This window comes from Mesorhizobium sp. M0848 (genome assembly GCF_040319805.1).
In the GTDB taxonomy this organism is placed as follows: domain Bacteria; phylum Pseudomonadota; class Alphaproteobacteria; order Rhizobiales; family Rhizobiaceae; genus Mesorhizobium.
In genome coordinates this window covers 53980-67880 of record NZ_JAMYOM010000018.1, presented here as the reverse complement: position 1 = coordinate 67880, position 13901 = coordinate 53980, and the positions used below count along the sequence as shown (strand labels likewise).

Here is a 13901-nt window from a genome sequence, read left to right as displayed (position 1 = left end):
TGGAGCGGCAAGTCAGCCGGGGCGCCAAAATGGAACTGAGCGGAGGATGTCTCTGCGGCACGATCCGCTTCCGCGTTGGAAGCGAACCGAGAGTGCATTACTGCCATTGTGATATGTGCCGGCGGGCGACCGGCAGTGCGTTCGCGGTTCTGGCCTGGGTGCCTTCCCAAAGCGTGACCTGGACCAATGCGATGCCGACCTATCGCAGGTCTTCGCCGATTGCCCGGAGGGGCTTCTGCTCCGCCTGCGGGTCACCGCTCAGCCTTGCCTATGACGCATCGCCCGGAGAGGTCGCGCTGCATATCGGAACGTTCGACGATCCGGCTCGCCTGGAACCGCGCTACAATTATGGATCGAGGCAGCGACTTGGCTGGGTTTGCTGCGGAATAGACCTGCCGCACCACGATACCGAGGAGCGATGGTGAAACCAGGTCTGAAGGACAAGCCAGATGAGCATGTTTTACCGGGCGGCCAAGATTGCCGAAGAGGTCCACGCAGCACAGCGCGACAAGACCGGGCGACCGTATATCGAGCACTGCCGCCGTATCGTTGACGCGGTCGAAACCAAGGACCAGAAGGTCGTCGCCTATCTCCATGACGTCCTCGAAAAGGGCGAAGGCTGGGACCGGACCAAGTTGGAAGAGGCCGGTTTTGGCCCGACGATCGCTTCGGCCGTCGACGCCATGTCGCGCAGGTCCGGTGAGGATTACTTCGCGTTTGTGCGACGAGCGGCATCGAATCCATTGGCGCTGCCGGTGAAGCGCGCGGATCTGGCGGACAATATCTGGCAGGCACGACAGGTCGGGGCATCGACTGTCAAATATGAGGAGGCACTATGCATCCTTGATGACGAGTTTCCGCGCCGTCAGCACCAGCCTTGAATTCAGATCGCCCCGCTGCGAACGGGCAATCTACTCCGGGACGTGGGGCGTGTGCCGTCTGTCCTCCGCGGGCTCGGCATCGATGCGCGCCTTTTCCGGATCGAATGCACCATGACGTGCAATGGGCCGCGCCGCGGTTTCAGGCGTCTCGTATGCCCACATGACATCGTCAGCCGAGCTGCCCACCGCATGGACGCGCCAGTAGCTCGCGGTGCCTTTCAAAGGGGAGCGGCTGGTGGTGTTCGTCTTTTCGAAAAGGTCGAAATAGATGTCTTCGAAAGGGATGTAGAACACGGGCTCATGTCCTTCTTCCTGAAGCACTTTCGCCCGTTCCGTGGCAGCGACTATGGCGTCGGAAAATCGTACCGTCACCGTGCCGGCAAACGGTTCTATGGCCAGTTGGCCAGCATGGTGTGTTGAGATTGCGCCTGAAGCTTGCATTCAAATTCTCCCTGGCTGCCGATTGATTGCGAGACCGCATTTCGGTTCGTCATGCATGGAGACGAAATGCACGGCGATGCGTCAGGTTCCGGTCTGTATTATGAGGTCGAATGACGACCCCACTTCAGCGCTTGCCATGGCTATCGAGAAACGCAGCCAACAATCGCGAAACCTGATCAGAAGCCTCACGCGTCGGGAAGTGTCCGATGCCATCCAGCACCACCCGCCTGTAGAACGCGGTGAAATGCTTTTCGAGCCCCTCTGAGGACTGGGCAAACACAACGCGGTCGTCGCCACCATGAAGCGTCAGGATTGGCACCGTGATGATCTTGACCGCTGCTTGCCGGCGGGCGAGTTCGGCATAGCGTGGATCGGGCTCGGCCTCTTCCCATCTGACCCGATAGGAATGCAACGTCACATCCGCCCAGTCAGGATTTTCGAACGAGCTCGCGACACCATCGAAAATAGCGTCGTCGAACCAGCCTAATGGGCCCCAGCTATCCCACTGGTATCTGGCGAATTTCTTGCCATTGTTTCGTACGAACTCAGCGCCCCGGGCCGTCGCCATGAACCATTGATACCAAAATGCTTTCGCTTGTCCGGGCGCCGGCGTTGCTGGTTTGCCTGGTTGCCAGCCGAGCGACAGCGCAGCACAGCACTTGATGCGGTCCGGGAAAACCGACGCGAGCAGATAGGATATCCGGGCGCCCCAATCGTGTCCGACAACCGCAAAGCGGCTGAGGCCAAGCGCATCGGCAAAATCCAAGGCGAAAACGTCCGAAAGCCAGCTTCATGAAGGGCTGGCGAAATGCGAGCGTATGTCGTCGCGTCGTCGGGCCAGCCATGCAGCAGGATAACCGGGGCGCCGTCTCGCGGTCCACCATCGAGATAGGCGACGCGCAGCAGAGGTGTGTCGCAATGTGAGACCGAGTTCATTTGCCCTGAGGCACAGTGGCTGGCTGATCACCACCAGTCGTGGACTCTGGTCTGGCGGCCTGGTCAATCTGTGGGTTCTTGTTGATGGTGCCGGTGTTGGCTTTCATCGGCTCGATATTGTTGTCGCAGGCGCCGAGCGCAAGGACGGCGGCCAGGACCAGGAGTAAAAAGAACCTCTTCATCGAAACCTCCTCTGGTTGCTGTCCGGCAAACGAGGTTCCACCAATTTGGTTGCCTGATCGTACTCTCAAGACGCCATGGATTTGACGATCAACGCTTTGAGCTATTGGAATCGGCTGCAACTGTCGGATCAGGCAAAACCGGGCCACGTTCAGTCTCCGAACCCTCAGCCTCGATCTCCTGCACGGCCTGGTCCCAGTGCTCCTGCTCGCGGCCAGCCGGCCGGCCCTCTTGCTCCCAGATTTCATGGGCTCGCCGTTTGATCTTTTCTTCCCTGCTGTCCATGGCTAGATCCTCCAATTCGTCAGTCTCAATTCCGGGCCATATTTTTTGTTCCTCCCCATATTTTTCCTCCTCTGTCGGGAACAGCGCTGCCGGAGTCGCGATTTCGGGGAAGGCGCTTGTGGATTGCGTGGGATGAGCCGCTTGGTAATTTTCGTACCGATATTTTTTCGTGACACACCGATGCCCGCAGCTTTATGAATCTGGCTATCGGCCAGCGCCGAGCACGTCCCTCTCCGATCCCATTGCCCGGCGCTCAACGCCTGATCGCCCGTCGCATCGACATGACGGGCTATTGCTTCGAGAGGAGGTGACGCCCATGCGGGAATTGCCGAAAGACATCGACGCCGATGTGGTCATCGAAATCAGCAAGCTGCTGGACGACAGCCCGCTTTTCGTCCCGGTGCGGGTTCATGAACTTGCGGCCAAGGTGAGGCAGAGGGTGAAGACCGGCCTGCCGGATTTTTCGATCGAAGAACTGATCGTCGAGATGGCCTCCGTACGTCAACTGGCCATGGCCTTTGATCTGCCTGGATCGGAGAACGTCGTGCAAATCCCGGTGCGGTATCGCCGCTAGCACTGCGGCATCACACGCTCCATCCGGAGGTCAGAACAAGCGACGCCTCAAACATCTGCGCACCGATCTCATCGCGTACTTTGACGGTTACCTTGACGAAATCGCAGTCGGGCATTTCGTCTTGGGCAACATCCTGCAAAATACGAATTGCTTCCGCTCTGGCTTGTTCCCGGGATTCGAACAGCTGCCCGTCATCGTCGGGTACCGCGCCGTCACCGTTTTGAAGATCGAAATAGTACCGCTTCATTTTCGGGCCACGCTGGAAACATCGGGCGGGTCAGTGATTTCGCTTCATTGGGGTTCCTGCCCGCTCGGCGGCCGTGCTGGTGAAGACGTGGTCGTTCAACGCACCGCAGCGCGAAGCGCCGATAGGAAAAGCACAAGCAACGCCAAGGCATTGAGGCCGGCGGCGATGGCATGTGAATACTCCCATTGGCGCCGCAGCAGCTCCCAGTTTTCAGGCAGGACAGTCCAGTTCCGGGTCGCCTGATTGATTGGGTAGGTCAGCGTCCAGAAGGCAAATTGCGTGGCGCCGATGCTGAGAAAGGCGACGACAACCAAGCCGAAAGATGCACTCGCTCGGTAGAGCAGGATCGCCAGGGCGGCCGTAGAGAGCAATGCTCCCAGCACCATGATTCCGAACAGGCTCCATCCATCATAGGCGCGCTGCGCAGCCAGATAGTTTGGCCCGTCGAGCTTCATCTTGTTGAACATCGCGAAGAGATGCGCGGCGGCCGGAACGAAAGCCAGTGCCACGAAAATGAAGCTGACCACCCTCAGACTATAAATTGCCATATCCGGCCTCCTCTCAGGAGAGAGCTAGGGCAATCGGCAAGGTTGAAAAGGTCATTTTAACGACGGCTTCCGCCCGCGATCATATGGTCCCGAGTGAGGTCGTTTTTTTAGACCTCACTCAACTATCTAGGAACATTTTTTTTGGGTTCTGGTTCTACGCACTGAAGGGACGAACCTTACCAAGGGAGATTTCCCCATGAAACATGTTCTCATTACCAGCATGCTGGCGATCGGGCTCGGCTGTGGAACGGCAATGGCTCAGACACAACAACCCGAAAGCCAATCTGGCGCAGACGCCAATTGCGCTTCCGGGCAGGCCGACTGCCAGGGCGGTTCCAAGATGGGCGAGCAGGCCCAAGGCAAAGCCAAGCTGAAGACCGACGAGCAGGCTCAGGGCAAGGCCGGCACCTCCACCGACCAACAGGCGCAGGGCAAGGCCAAACTGAAGACCGACGAGCAGGCGCAGGGCAAGGCCGGCAGCTCCACCGACCAACAGGCTCAGGACAAGACCAAGCTGAAGACCGACGAGCAGGCGCAGGGCAAGGCCGGCACATCCACCGACCAACAGGCTCAGGACAAGACCAAGCTGAAGACCGACGAGCAGGCGCAGGGCAAAGCCGGCACCACCGACCAGCAGGCTCAGGACAAGACCAAGCTGAAGACCGACGAGCAGGCGCAGGGCAAGGCCGGCACCACCACCGACCAGCAGGCTCAGGACAAGACCAAGATGCAGACCGACGAGCAGGCTCAGGGCAAGGCTGGCACCACCACCGACCAGCAGGCTCGGGACAAGACCAAGATGCAGACCGACGAGCAGGCTCAGGGCAAGGCCTCGACACAGGATACGACGGCGACCGGTTCCATCAACAACGTGACGGTGGAGCAGAAAACCCAGGTCACTCAGATCATCCGGGAGACGAAGGTCGAGCCTGTGTCCAATGTCGATTTTGACATCACCGTCGGCGTCGAAGTCCCACGGCAGAAGGTCAGGCTGCATCGTTTGCCGGCTCGTATCGTCAAGATCGTTCCCGCTTACGAAAGTTACGAGTATTTCGTGCTTGCGGACGGCCGGATCGTCATCGTTGATCCGGATACGTTCAAGATCGTCCTGATTTTGACCTAACATCTCCAACGAGTGGTCCGCCCTCTAGAGGGCGGACCGTCATTGCTGGACTGCTATGGATTCAAAGCAACCCAGAAGGACCGCAAGCGGCAGGTGATACATTCTGCCACCCGCATCGCGGACTCGGCTAGAGACGCCCGAGCACGACTAAGATAATGACTACAAGCAGCAGCAGACCGAGACCGCCGCCGCCATAGTAACCGGTGCCGTAGAAAGGCCCGCCGCCAAGACCACTAAAACCGCCAAGCAATGCAATGACCAGAATAATGATAAGAATCGTGCCGAGACCCATGACTTGCTCTCCTGTTTGCGGCTTCGCGCCGTATAGACGGAGCGGCGATCGCCGGCTGATGAGAATATGAACTCGCTACAAGCCTTCCTGTTCCCGATTGAGACCTCATCGACGCTGCTAAGGTAGTGTTTAGGCGAACAAAGGTCACCCCGAGACGCCCGAGTAGTCCCGCTCTTTCAGCAATCCAGCGAGATGGGCGGCGTTTGAGGCTGCCATTTCGATCGCACCCGAGACTTTTTCCGGAGTTGCCGGCAGGTCGACGTAGTTGACCTCCTGCATGGCCTCGCCAACTCAATAGACCCCGCCATTGGCCGGGATGGTGAAGCCAACATCGTTCAGTGACTGAAAGCATTCCGCGTGGCAGTGATGCGCACCGTCCTCATTGCCGACGATGGCTACCAAGGCCACCTTTCCTGCTGCCGGCATGCGCCCTCTGTCATCGGTCTCATCGAGAAGCGCATCCATCCGCTCCAGGACGCGCTTGGCCACACTCGAGGGCTGGCCAAGCCAGATCGGGAGCCCGAGCACGAAAATGTCGGCCGCCAGTATTTTCTTCCTGAGTTTCGGCCAATCGTCGCCCTCGCCCATGTCGGAGAGCACGCCGGGCTTGATATCGTGGCTGAGCGCACGCACGATCTCGCCCTTCACCTCGTATTGCATCAGCGCCGCCAGGACATCGGCGAGCAACCGATCGGTGGAGGATTTTTCCCTGTCGTTCGAAGCTTTGAGCGAGCAATTGAGTGCGAAGGCCGTAAGCGGCATCTGGATCTCCCTGCATTGTCCTAATTGCAAATCGCCGCCGCGACGACATTGCGCCAGCCCATTCGCCCGTTGCGGGTTCGCCCGCATTTCAACGCCAAGGTTGAATGCTTGTTCCGCAGGCGGACCGGCATGCCGGTGGCGAGATGGCCCCTCCTCCCACTTGGTGACGGTCCAGCCGGCTCACAGCGGGCTGGGTTCTTGAGCACCGACCACCGCCGGAGAACAGGCAGCGGTGAGCGATGCTGGCGGAACCCGGTCGAGCAACCTATTCGTTCGCTCATCGTTTTCTCCTGAGTTCCCGAGAATGGATAGACGATGCTCGTCCGGACCCTCGAAGCAGGCAATATACGGCTGGCGGTATCCATGGCCGGCGATCCGGGTCGCCCGGCCTTGATCCTTCTGCACGGTTGGCCCCATTCCCGGAAAATCTATGATGGTGTGATCGATGAACTCGGCGCACGATACTTTACGCTGGCTTTCGATCTTCCGGAGATCGGTGAATCGCGTGGCACGCCGCCGTCGGCGGAAAAGAAGGTTCTTGCCGATATCGTGATTTCAGCCGCCGAGACGCTTGGGGCCAAATCCATCGTCGTTGCAGGCTTTGATGTGGGCGGCATGATTGCCTTCGCTGCTGCTCGCCATCATGGCGATCGCATCGTTGGTGCGGTGCCGATGAATACGGTTATCCCCGGCCTTCATCCCTGGACGAAGATAGTGGCAAACCCGGACATCTGGCATTTTGCGTTCCATGCGGTGCCCGAACTGCCGGAGTTGCTGGTGACAGGCCACCAGCGCGCCTACTTCGATTTCTTCTTCGATCTGCTCGCCGGACATCCCGATGCGTTGACCAATGAAATGCGGGAGATGTTTGCGGAGGCCTATTCGAGGCCGGAGGCACTTAAGGCCGGCTTTGATTGGTATCGCGCGTTCAAGGAGGATGCCAAGGTCAATGCAGTACCGGCGCGCATCGAAATTCCGATCCTCTATATCCGCGGCGACGCGGATTTCGGATCGATCGACGACTACCTCGAAGGTTTGAGGCTGTCTGGAGCAAAGGACCTGCAAGGTCGCGTGATCGCCAACTGCGGCGAATTCCTGCCCATCGAGGCACCGGCAGAATTCGTCAAGGCGCTGGTGGAATTTGCACCGAGATAGGTGAAGCGATCCGCGTTTATGCAGGTGCCTACCGGCTCGCGGAAGTTACGCGCCAGACTGTGTTTCCGACATCGTCGGCGATCAGCAACGCGCCCGATTTGTCGACGGCAACGCCGACGGGCCGCCCGTGTGCCTTGTTGTCCTTGTCGAGGAAACCGGTGACGACATCCTGCGGCTTGCCATCTGGATGACCGTCCTTGAACGGCACGAACACGACCTTGTAACCGTTGAAGGTCTTGCGGTTCCAGCTGCCATGCTCGCCAACAAAGGCGCCATTGCGATACGGGTCCGGCAGGTTGGTTCCAGTGTAGAACGCTAAGCCCAGCGGTGCGACGTGGGAACTCAAGGCATAGTCGGGAGGGATCGCCTTGGCGACAAGGTCCGGCCGCTGCGGCATCACGCGCGGGTCGACATGCTGACCATAGTAGCTGTACGGCCAACCATAGAACGCGCCGTCCTTGACCGAGGTCATATAGTCGGGAACCAGGTTAGGCCCGAGCTCGTCGCGCTCGTTGATCACAGCCCACAGCGCGCCGCTCTGTGGTTCCCAGCTCAGCCCGTTGGGATTGCGCAGGCCGCTCGCGAAAATACGATATCGGCCAGTGGCCCTGTCGACTTCCCATATGGCGGCCCGGTCCTTTTCTGCCTGGATGCCGTTCTCGGTGATGTTGCTGTTGGATCCGATGCCGATATAAAGCAGAGACCCGTCGGGGCTGGCCACGAGAGACTTTGTCCAGTGATGATCGATAGGCCCGCCGGGCAACGGCGTCAGCACTGTGCCCGGCGCGGTGATCTTGGTGTCGCCCGACATGTAGGGGTAACGCACGATAGCGTCGGTGTTGGCGACGTAGAGATCGTTGCCGACCAGGGCCACGCCAAAGGGCGAATTGAGATGATAGAGGAAGACCTCCTGGACATCGGGCACACCATCGCCGTTGGTATCGCGCAGCAGGGTGATACGGTTGCTTCCTTCGGTGCCGCCGCCTGACGTCGCCATGGACTCGATCCAGCCCATGACCAGGTCTTTCGGCCGCTTGATCGCCGCACCGGGCGGCGCCACGGACTCGACCACCAGAACGTCACCATTCGGCAATGTGTAAAGCGAGCGCGGATGCTTTAAGCCCTTGGCGAAGGCCTGGATTTGCAAACCCTTGGCGACCGTCGGCTTCTCGTCTTGTTTCCAACCGATGACCGACGCGACATGCATCGGCGGCACCAGATACTGGATCGGTTCAGGCAGCGTCGGGTTCGCTCCGACCTGATCGGTGGGATCCGGTTCGTTATCGCTGCATGCGGGCAGCGCCAAAATCGATCCACACAGCAGACCGAGGCTCGCGATACGCCTGATATGCCTGGCCGAGACATTCATTCGACCACCTCCACCTGAGTGCGGCCGGAACTCCATCCCAGCAGGCCCACCAAGAGAATAACGATCACGGCGACGGCGGACAGGATGAGCCCCGTCGGCACGACCGAGGTCCAGGCATCACGGCTGTGCACCAGTGCGTTGAAGAGAGACACGACGAGCACGACGAGGCTGCCGAGGAGATATGGCCATACACGCCCGGCTTCACCGGAAAGCCGGCCGGTAAACAAATCCACCAGTGCTGCAAGAACCGCGAGCACGCCCACAACCAGGCCAGCAAGCAGCAGCCAGGCGGAAAAATCGGCCCACATCATTTCAGCGCCTCGCCAATAGGCAACGTCGGTCAGCAATGTGCCGACGAAACATGCATTTGCGACTGCCATCGGCGTTTTATGGAACGGACGCCTGGCGGCCACCAACACTGAGCGGGCACGGGCCATGCGCATTCTCCACCTTTGAAGCTGTACCTGCCCTCCAAACCAACTTGTGGTTGGGAGGTTCCCGGAACCGTTTGCGTTCAAGAACTCGTGATGGCGCTGGCGATGCCTCAGAACGGCTCGGCGCGCGATGCTCATGCGGAATTGGCGCGCAATGTCCGCAAGGTGATCGAGTATCGATGCAGGTCAACTGGCGGAATGCTATGCTCCCATTCCGTGCGCGATGGTCCGGTCATGAGATACGCCGACCTTGGTTCGACGACGATGGTGCGGCGATCCCACTTGGTGCCATTCTTCCGCCGGAGCCGAAAACTGCAAGGCGCCAGCAACGAAACACCCGCAACGCCTTCGAAATGAGGCTTGTCTCGATGCCAGCCAATGCCGGCGCCGGGCCGGTATTCATTGATCAACACTTGCGCGAAGGCCTCGGCGGGCCTGCCTGCCAACGCCGCGATCTTGTCGCGTAGGGCCAACAGGAAGTCAGGGATCGGCGGCGCCTCGACGACTTGGCGCCTGTCGTAGTCGTAGCGCAGGCCAAAACCGACGACGCGCCGGTTTGCCAGATGGCCATGGAAATCGAACGCCTCGAAAGGCAGGCCTTCGAGATGCCGGGCGAGTTCCGTTTCTTCTTGCGCCGCGATCAGTTCGGGCTGGTAGAGGAAACCTTCCGGCAGGTCGTCGGCAGCACCAAAGAGATCGTGCTGGAGCCTGGATGAGTCGAGTGTTTTCGATGTGGGTGTCGCCATCCCAGCTAGATGGTGAAGGCCAGCCCGCCTGGCAATATCGGAACCTGGCCAGCAAATCTGCACCCCACCCAGCGGACATCACCGCATCTGACAACGCCTGCCAATCCGGAGTTTATCGGGTGCTGTATTCAACTCAGGATTCGCGAGCATGCCTTGAATGCAACCGAGGGAGGTTGCGTGCATGTACGTACGGTTCTTACCAAACCGTGAGCCTTCGTTGCCAGTTGCTTGTCAGCAACTAGATTGGCACCGCGGCATCCCCAAAAAATGCCGCGGTGGCCGGCGCGGGCTTAGGCAACGGTGTCTCACCGGCATCATCGCGTCGGCCACTCGAAAATGTCTTCCTGGCGGTTCAGTGGTGGAGAAGCCTCTGTTGGCCCCGGCGCTCAAGCGAGAGGCCGCTCCTGCCTCGCGGCATGCTTCGAGCCCAAATCTCCGATCAGCCGGCGGTACTGGGTTTCAGGTGGACCGTAAGAGCCTCGCGCCAACTTCACGAGACCGTCTCGATCGCGGATCGTGATCTCTCCGCGGCGCGCCCGGATATAACCGTAACTTTCGATCATCTGAAGACCGACGGTAACCCCGGGACGCCTGACACCAAGCATGACGGACAGAAATTCATGGGTTATCATTAGCCTGTCGCCGACAGTGCGGTCGCTGCACATCAGAAGCCATCTCGCCAGCCTGACTTCCAGGCTCTGCCGTGCGTTGATCGATGCCGTATAGCTTGTCTGAACATGAAAATATTGGACATAGCGCAACAGGAACGACCGCAACGTGGGACTGTCCTCCAGGGCTTCAACGAAGGGGGCAGCCTCGATCCGGAGCGCCTCGCACGTCGACTGGACGTAGCAATCAAAGTTCGCCTGGTCGTCCCCCATGACCAGGGCCGAACCGGTCATTCCTTCGAACCCGATGATTCCGACTTCCGCTTCGGTCGCCGCGGAAGTCTTGGCCACCACCGACGCCAGTCCGCTTTCCAGAAAATAGACGGCTTCGATCTTCTGCCCCTCGGTCTCCAGCGGCGCGCGCAACTCCAGGAAAACACTTGCCAGATGCGGCTTCAGCCGCGCGAAATCGTCCGCGCTCATGCGGCGAAGCAATTCGCTCTTGGATTGCAGGATCTGGTAATCCACGAGACTCTTTTCCCTTGGGCAAGAGTACTGGGATCTCTTAGCCGGCCGCGCCCGTCGAACGAGCGGACGGTAACGAACCATAGACTTCGTCTCGCCCAGCACTAGGCGGGCCGGCGTGTTGGTATGAAACCGACAGTTACTGCTGAAGACTCGAAGGCCTTGTTGGCTGACCATCTTTCGCCAGCAAACGAGCCTCCCGCAGGATAGAGGCGCGATCGAACCCGAGGAGCGATATGATTTCGCGTATCTGCTGTTCAGTGGCGCCTGTATCCCGCGCCAGCGCGGTTATCGCGCCTACTGGCAGACCGGGGTGCTCGGGCTCCTTCGCCATGCAACGCCATGCCTCGTGATGGGCAAGAGCGATGGTCACTCCCAAGCGTCAACGCCCAAACTGTGCTGCTGACGATTGCTCTTTGTACGCTTCCGTACGGAGCTTTGCGAGTCAATTCGGCCCGAGGCTGGTTTGAGGGTTCTTGCGTCCCTGCGTCGTCCGTCCGTCGCCCCCGAAATTGTTGGGAACGATTGCTCGCCTGAGAGGTTCAAATATTCCACCCAACAGGAGCTTTGACCGATGGATCACACCAACCATGTACGCCTCACAAGCACCGAACTGACGCCAGACATTCTCGAAGACGCCACCATTTACGACGCGGACGACAACAAGGTCGGCAGCGTTTCGCATGTCCACGGCTCCGGAGCCGCCAGTCAGGTCGTCATCGATGTCGGCGGCTTTCTCGGCATAGGCGCCAAGCCGGTGGCCGTTCCCGCGAGCCAGCTGGAATTCATGCGTGATGAAGACGGCGATGTTCACGCGGTGACGAACTGGACCAAGGATCAGCTCAAGAGCATGCCCGAGCATCACGATGCATGATTCGAGGAAATCACCTTCAATGGGAGCGGCCGCTTGGCCGCTCTCTTAACGTCGCTTGGGCGCGACAGGATGGACAAACAATGCGGCGCGAGACCGGAGCCTGCTTCTGCGGAGGGATCGCCGCAGCCATGGACGGAGAGCCTTTCTGGATATGCTACGATCACGACGACGATTGCCGCCGGGCCATCGGAAGTCCGCTGACGATCTGGGTCGGTTACCGGCCAAAGCAATTTCAGCTTCTTAGGGGAACACCGAAGGCCTTTTCCAAAACGCCAGGCGTCACCCGCACGTTCTGCCCGGACTGTGGAAGCTCGATAGGCTATAGCGACGAAGGCCTGCCGGACGAGTTCTATGTGACCATCGGCTTCCTCGACAAACCTGAAGGTTTTCGGCCGCAAGCCCATGCCTATTGGGACCTGAGGCTACCGTGCATCGAGTTTGATGACAGCCTGCCACGCATCGACCGATATTCGAGGAAGCGCGACCCGACGTTCGGCAACCCGCGCGACCGGTAGTCGCGGTGCGAGCCGCGAGGGCATCGGCGGAACCTGACTACCGCTAGCGGGTTATTCGGGCAGACCCGTCGGGTGCCACCATGCCATCGACCGTGATCCAAAACACACAATACGATCCCGCCACCAAGATCCTCTCGGTCTGGTTTGTGCCGAGCGGCAGACGTTACGATTATGAGGGTGTTGCGCCGGCAACTTATGCCGCTTTCACCAAAGCCTCCTCAAAAGGCCGCTTCTTCAATGAATTCATCCGAGATCGCCATCGATACCGCCGCGTGGCGTGACAAGTTCAGCCATGAGCAGGCGATGCACGGAACCTGACCGGCATCGTCTCGTTGACGTCTCGTCGAAGCAAACCAGGCAACGACAGTTCATCTGGATATGGTCGGGCGTTGGCACCGGCAAAGATCGATCGGAACAGGGCTTCAAGGGAGTTCAAGAGCCATGACGGCCAAGAAGCAGAAGACCGAAAGCAAGGACAAGAAGGCGCTGCGCTTGGCAGAGACCACCGACGTCTCACCCAAGCAGGCCAAGGAGCTCATGCGAAAGCATGGCAAGGACAGCCCCAAGGTCGAGAAAGAAGCCAGAAACTTCAAGGCGGAAGGATAGGATCCGCATTGACGCCCGACCTGTATGACCCTGCAAGCGATCGGCCGCCAGGCAATTCGGTATTAAGGGGGTGCCCCGGCCTTTTCGGCCGCGAGCGCAAAGGGGAAGCGCAGCACCAGGTTGCGGTTCTCGTCAAAAATCTCGAAGGCCAATCCGGTACGCAGCGGCTTGCCATGCAGCAGCTCTTCGGCGAGGATTTCCTTCGCCGACGCCATCGCGTTTTCCTCGGCGCTCGCGAGATCAGGAAATTCCTGGCCCTCCGGATCCTCCTGCAAGCTTCCGCTCTCATCTCGAAGGTCGAAAAAGTATCTGGACATGCCGACTGAACTCCTGCTCATCGCGATGGTGGCCTCGGAAGCGCCAGCCTCAGATTTCAGTGCCTGATATACCCGGATTGTCGAAGAGCACGGCGAGGCCATGCTCTATGGCGCAGGCCGCAATCAGATCATCGAAGGCCTTTCCCGAAAGCGGGCAACTTGGCATCACCTCTCGGATTGCGGTTCCGGCGTTGGCTGTAGAGATCACATCGTGGCGCTTCTTGCGTGTCTCGACATATTGCTCGACCAGGATTTTCAGGCGCCTCACCGCAACGTCGTCCGTAAACATGGATTCCTCAGCCAAAGCCTGAAGTAAGGCTGTCGGCCTGATCATCGTGCCGACGGTCTCGGGGTTAGCCGGGATTGCTCGCACAATATTTCCATGGGCAGTTGGTTCCCCCGACCGCTCGCTTGGTAATTTTCGTACAGGGAATACCCTTGCCCGCGCTTTTGTCGGGCCGAACCGACAGCCGACTTCAGATG

At 59.4% G+C, this 13901-nt stretch carries 22 protein-coding genes and 1 pseudogene; 9 read left to right on the top strand and 14 right to left on the bottom strand.

Annotation, left to right across the window (positions count from 1 at the left end):
• The first annotated feature begins 29 nt into the window (after window positions 1-29).
• Both NKH95_RS20955 and NKH95_RS20950 read left to right on the top strand, forming a co-directional pair.
• Window positions 30-425 carry a GFA family protein gene (locus tag NKH95_RS20955; protein WP_023811971.1) on the top strand — a complete coding sequence of 132 codons (396 nt, stop codon included), beginning with the start codon at window positions 30-32 and terminating at the stop codon, window positions 423-425.
• A 24-nt stretch (window positions 426-449) separates the two neighbouring features.
• Window positions 450-881, top strand: coding sequence for an HD domain-containing protein (locus NKH95_RS20950; RefSeq protein WP_023811972.1), 432 nt, complete (start codon window positions 450-452; stop codon window positions 879-881).
• Between the two features lie 30 nt (window positions 882-911).
• Here NKH95_RS20950 and NKH95_RS20945 read toward each other — a convergent pair whose 3' ends face one another.
• The 4 genes from NKH95_RS20945 to NKH95_RS20930 form a co-directional block, all read right to left on the bottom strand.
• Complete coding sequence (locus NKH95_RS20945) at window positions 912-1322, bottom strand: DUF427 domain-containing protein (protein WP_023811973.1); 411 nt, start codon at window positions 1320-1322, stop codon at window positions 912-914.
• Window positions 1323-1446: 124 nt separating this feature from the next.
• Window positions 1447-2088: an alpha/beta fold hydrolase gene (locus NKH95_RS20940; RefSeq protein WP_352775167.1), complete on the bottom strand. Its 642-nt coding sequence runs from the start codon at window positions 2086-2088 to the stop codon at window positions 1447-1449.
• A gap of 166 nt (window positions 2089-2254) precedes the next feature.
• Window positions 2255-2440: a hypothetical protein gene (locus NKH95_RS20935; RefSeq protein ID WP_023811976.1), complete on the bottom strand. Its 186-nt coding sequence runs from the start codon at window positions 2438-2440 to the stop codon at window positions 2255-2257.
• An 88-nt stretch (window positions 2441-2528) separates the two neighbouring features.
• Window positions 2529-2723, bottom strand: a complete 195-nt coding sequence (locus tag NKH95_RS20930) for a DUF2934 domain-containing protein (RefSeq protein ID WP_023811977.1) — start codon at window positions 2721-2723, stop codon at window positions 2529-2531.
• A 316-nt stretch (window positions 2724-3039) separates the two neighbouring features.
• On the opposite strand from NKH95_RS20930, the gene NKH95_RS20925 reads away from it, so the two are divergent.
• Window positions 3040-3297 (top strand): hypothetical protein, encoded by a 258-nt coding sequence (locus tag NKH95_RS20925; RefSeq protein ID WP_023811978.1) that lies wholly within the window; start codon window positions 3040-3042, stop codon window positions 3295-3297.
• A 10-nt stretch (window positions 3298-3307) separates the two neighbouring features.
• Here the strand turns inward: NKH95_RS20925 and NKH95_RS20920 are convergent, their stop codons facing one another.
• Together NKH95_RS20920 and NKH95_RS20915 are read right to left on the bottom strand one after the other, a co-directional pair.
• A complete protein-coding gene (locus tag NKH95_RS20920) occupies window positions 3308-3544 on the bottom strand; it encodes a DUF6894 family protein (RefSeq protein ID WP_023811979.1) in 237 nt (78 codons plus the stop codon).
• Between the two features lie 95 nt (window positions 3545-3639).
• Complete coding sequence (locus tag NKH95_RS20915; RefSeq protein ID WP_352892823.1) at window positions 3640-4092, bottom strand: hypothetical protein; 453 nt, start codon at window positions 4090-4092, stop codon at window positions 3640-3642.
• Between the two features lie 196 nt (window positions 4093-4288).
• Between NKH95_RS20915 and NKH95_RS20910 the strand changes: the two genes are divergently transcribed.
• Window positions 4289-5215, top strand: a complete 927-nt coding sequence (locus tag NKH95_RS20910) for a DUF1236 domain-containing protein (protein WP_352892820.1) — start codon at window positions 4289-4291, stop codon at window positions 5213-5215.
• A 127-nt stretch (window positions 5216-5342) separates the two neighbouring features.
• Here the strand turns inward: NKH95_RS20910 and NKH95_RS20905 are convergent, their stop codons facing one another.
• Both NKH95_RS20905 and NKH95_RS20900 read right to left on the bottom strand, forming a co-directional pair.
• On the bottom strand, window positions 5343-5507 hold the full coding sequence (locus tag NKH95_RS20905; RefSeq protein ID WP_023811982.1) for a DUF3309 family protein: 165 nt from the start codon (window positions 5505-5507) through the stop codon (window positions 5343-5345).
• Window positions 5508-5651: 144 nt separating this feature from the next.
• Window positions 5652-6269 (bottom strand): annotated as a pseudogene (locus tag NKH95_RS20900) (flavodoxin family protein).
• Window positions 6270-6584: 315 nt separating this feature from the next.
• Here NKH95_RS20900 and NKH95_RS20895 point away from each other — a divergent pair.
• Complete coding sequence (locus NKH95_RS20895) at window positions 6585-7424, top strand: alpha/beta fold hydrolase (RefSeq protein WP_352892818.1); 840 nt, start codon at window positions 6585-6587, stop codon at window positions 7422-7424.
• Between the two features lie 28 nt (window positions 7425-7452).
• Here the strand turns inward: NKH95_RS20895 and NKH95_RS20890 are convergent, their stop codons facing one another.
• The 4 genes from NKH95_RS20890 to NKH95_RS20875 form a co-directional block, all read right to left on the bottom strand.
• Complete coding sequence (locus NKH95_RS20890; RefSeq protein ID WP_023811985.1) at window positions 7453-8793, bottom strand: PQQ-dependent sugar dehydrogenase; 1341 nt, start codon at window positions 8791-8793, stop codon at window positions 7453-7455.
• Entirely contained in the window at window positions 8790-9230 is a 441-nt protein-coding gene (locus NKH95_RS20885; RefSeq protein ID WP_023811986.1) for a DUF2231 domain-containing protein, read from the bottom strand. Before NKH95_RS20885 ends, NKH95_RS20890 begins: the two co-directional genes overlap by 4 nt.
• Before the next feature lie 131 nt (window positions 9231-9361).
• Window positions 9362-9973, bottom strand: coding sequence for an alpha-ketoglutarate-dependent dioxygenase AlkB (locus tag NKH95_RS20880; protein ID WP_352892817.1), 612 nt, complete (start codon window positions 9971-9973; stop codon window positions 9362-9364).
• Between the two features lie 386 nt (window positions 9974-10359).
• Window positions 10360-11109, bottom strand: coding sequence for a Crp/Fnr family transcriptional regulator (locus tag NKH95_RS20875; protein ID WP_023811988.1), 750 nt, complete (start codon window positions 11107-11109; stop codon window positions 10360-10362).
• A gap of 571 nt (window positions 11110-11680) precedes the next feature.
• Here NKH95_RS20875 and NKH95_RS20870 point away from each other — a divergent pair.
• The 4 genes from NKH95_RS20870 to NKH95_RS20855 all read left to right on the top strand — a co-directional run bounded on the left by NKH95_RS20870 (window position 11681) and on the right by NKH95_RS20855 (window position 13101).
• Window positions 11681-11980 (top strand): PRC-barrel domain-containing protein, encoded by a 300-nt coding sequence (locus NKH95_RS20870; protein WP_013531539.1) that lies wholly within the window; start codon window positions 11681-11683, stop codon window positions 11978-11980.
• A gap of 80 nt (window positions 11981-12060) precedes the next feature.
• Window positions 12061-12495, top strand: a complete 435-nt coding sequence (locus tag NKH95_RS20865) for a GFA family protein (protein WP_023811990.1) — start codon at window positions 12061-12063, stop codon at window positions 12493-12495.
• A gap of 80 nt (window positions 12496-12575) precedes the next feature.
• Window positions 12576-12776, top strand: coding sequence for a KTSC domain-containing protein (locus tag NKH95_RS20860; protein ID WP_023811991.1), 201 nt, complete (start codon window positions 12576-12578; stop codon window positions 12774-12776).
• Between the two features lie 160 nt (window positions 12777-12936).
• Window positions 12937-13101, top strand: coding sequence for a hypothetical protein (locus tag NKH95_RS20855; protein ID WP_023811992.1), 165 nt, complete (start codon window positions 12937-12939; stop codon window positions 13099-13101).
• A 62-nt stretch (window positions 13102-13163) separates the two neighbouring features.
• Here the strand turns inward: NKH95_RS20855 and NKH95_RS20850 are convergent, their stop codons facing one another.
• Window positions 13164-13418 (bottom strand): DUF6894 family protein, encoded by a 255-nt coding sequence (locus tag NKH95_RS20850; protein WP_023811993.1) that lies wholly within the window; start codon window positions 13416-13418, stop codon window positions 13164-13166.
• Between the two features lie 49 nt (window positions 13419-13467).
• A complete protein-coding gene (locus tag NKH95_RS20845; RefSeq protein WP_031213489.1) occupies window positions 13468-13707 on the bottom strand; it encodes a hypothetical protein in 240 nt (79 codons plus the stop codon).
• Window positions 13708-13901: the final 194 nt, after the last annotated feature.

Coding starts and splice junctions, on each gene's coding strand:
- NKH95_RS20955 (WP_023811971.1), top strand. CDS start 30: ATGGAACTGAGCGGAGGATGTCTCTGCGGCACGATCCGCTTCCGCGTT.
- NKH95_RS20950 (WP_023811972.1), top strand. CDS start 450: ATGAGCATGTTTTACCGGGCGGCCAAGATTGCCGAAGAGGTCCACGCA.
- NKH95_RS20945 (WP_023811973.1), bottom strand. CDS start 1,322: ATGCAAGCTTCAGGCGCAATCTCAACACACCATGCTGGCCAACTGGCC.
- NKH95_RS20935 (WP_023811976.1), bottom strand. CDS start 2,440: ATGAAGAGGTTCTTTTTACTCCTGGTCCTGGCCGCCGTCCTTGCGCTC.
- NKH95_RS20930 (WP_023811977.1), bottom strand. CDS start 2,723: ATGGACAGCAGGGAAGAAAAGATCAAACGGCGAGCCCATGAAATCTGG.
- NKH95_RS20925 (WP_023811978.1), top strand. CDS start 3,040: ATGCGGGAATTGCCGAAAGACATCGACGCCGATGTGGTCATCGAAATC.
- NKH95_RS20920 (WP_023811979.1), bottom strand. CDS start 3,544: ATGAAGCGGTACTATTTCGATCTTCAAAACGGTGACGGCGCGGTACCC.
- NKH95_RS20915 (WP_352892823.1), bottom strand. CDS start 4,092: ATGGCAATTTATAGTCTGAGGGTGGTCAGCTTCATTTTCGTGGCACTG.
- NKH95_RS20910 (WP_352892820.1), top strand. CDS start 4,289: ATGAAACATGTTCTCATTACCAGCATGCTGGCGATCGGGCTCGGCTGT.
- NKH95_RS20905 (WP_023811982.1), bottom strand. CDS start 5,507: ATGGGTCTCGGCACGATTCTTATCATTATTCTGGTCATTGCATTGCTT.
- NKH95_RS20895 (WP_352892818.1), top strand. CDS start 6,585: ATGCTCGTCCGGACCCTCGAAGCAGGCAATATACGGCTGGCGGTATCC.
- NKH95_RS20890 (WP_023811985.1), bottom strand. CDS start 8,793: ATGAATGTCTCGGCCAGGCATATCAGGCGTATCGCGAGCCTCGGTCTG.
- NKH95_RS20885 (WP_023811986.1), bottom strand. CDS start 9,230: ATGGCCCGTGCCCGCTCAGTGTTGGTGGCCGCCAGGCGTCCGTTCCAT.
- NKH95_RS20880 (WP_352892817.1), bottom strand. CDS start 9,973: ATGGCGACACCCACATCGAAAACACTCGACTCATCCAGGCTCCAGCAC.
- NKH95_RS20870 (WP_013531539.1), top strand. CDS start 11,681: ATGGATCACACCAACCATGTACGCCTCACAAGCACCGAACTGACGCCA.
- NKH95_RS20865 (WP_023811990.1), top strand. CDS start 12,061: ATGCGGCGCGAGACCGGAGCCTGCTTCTGCGGAGGGATCGCCGCAGCC.
- NKH95_RS20860 (WP_023811991.1), top strand. CDS start 12,576: ATGCCATCGACCGTGATCCAAAACACACAATACGATCCCGCCACCAAG.
- NKH95_RS20855 (WP_023811992.1), top strand. CDS start 12,937: ATGACGGCCAAGAAGCAGAAGACCGAAAGCAAGGACAAGAAGGCGCTG.
- NKH95_RS20850 (WP_023811993.1), bottom strand. CDS start 13,418: ATGTCCAGATACTTTTTCGACCTTCGAGATGAGAGCGGAAGCTTGCAG.
- NKH95_RS20845 (WP_031213489.1), bottom strand. CDS start 13,707: ATGTTTACGGACGACGTTGCGGTGAGGCGCCTGAAAATCCTGGTCGAG.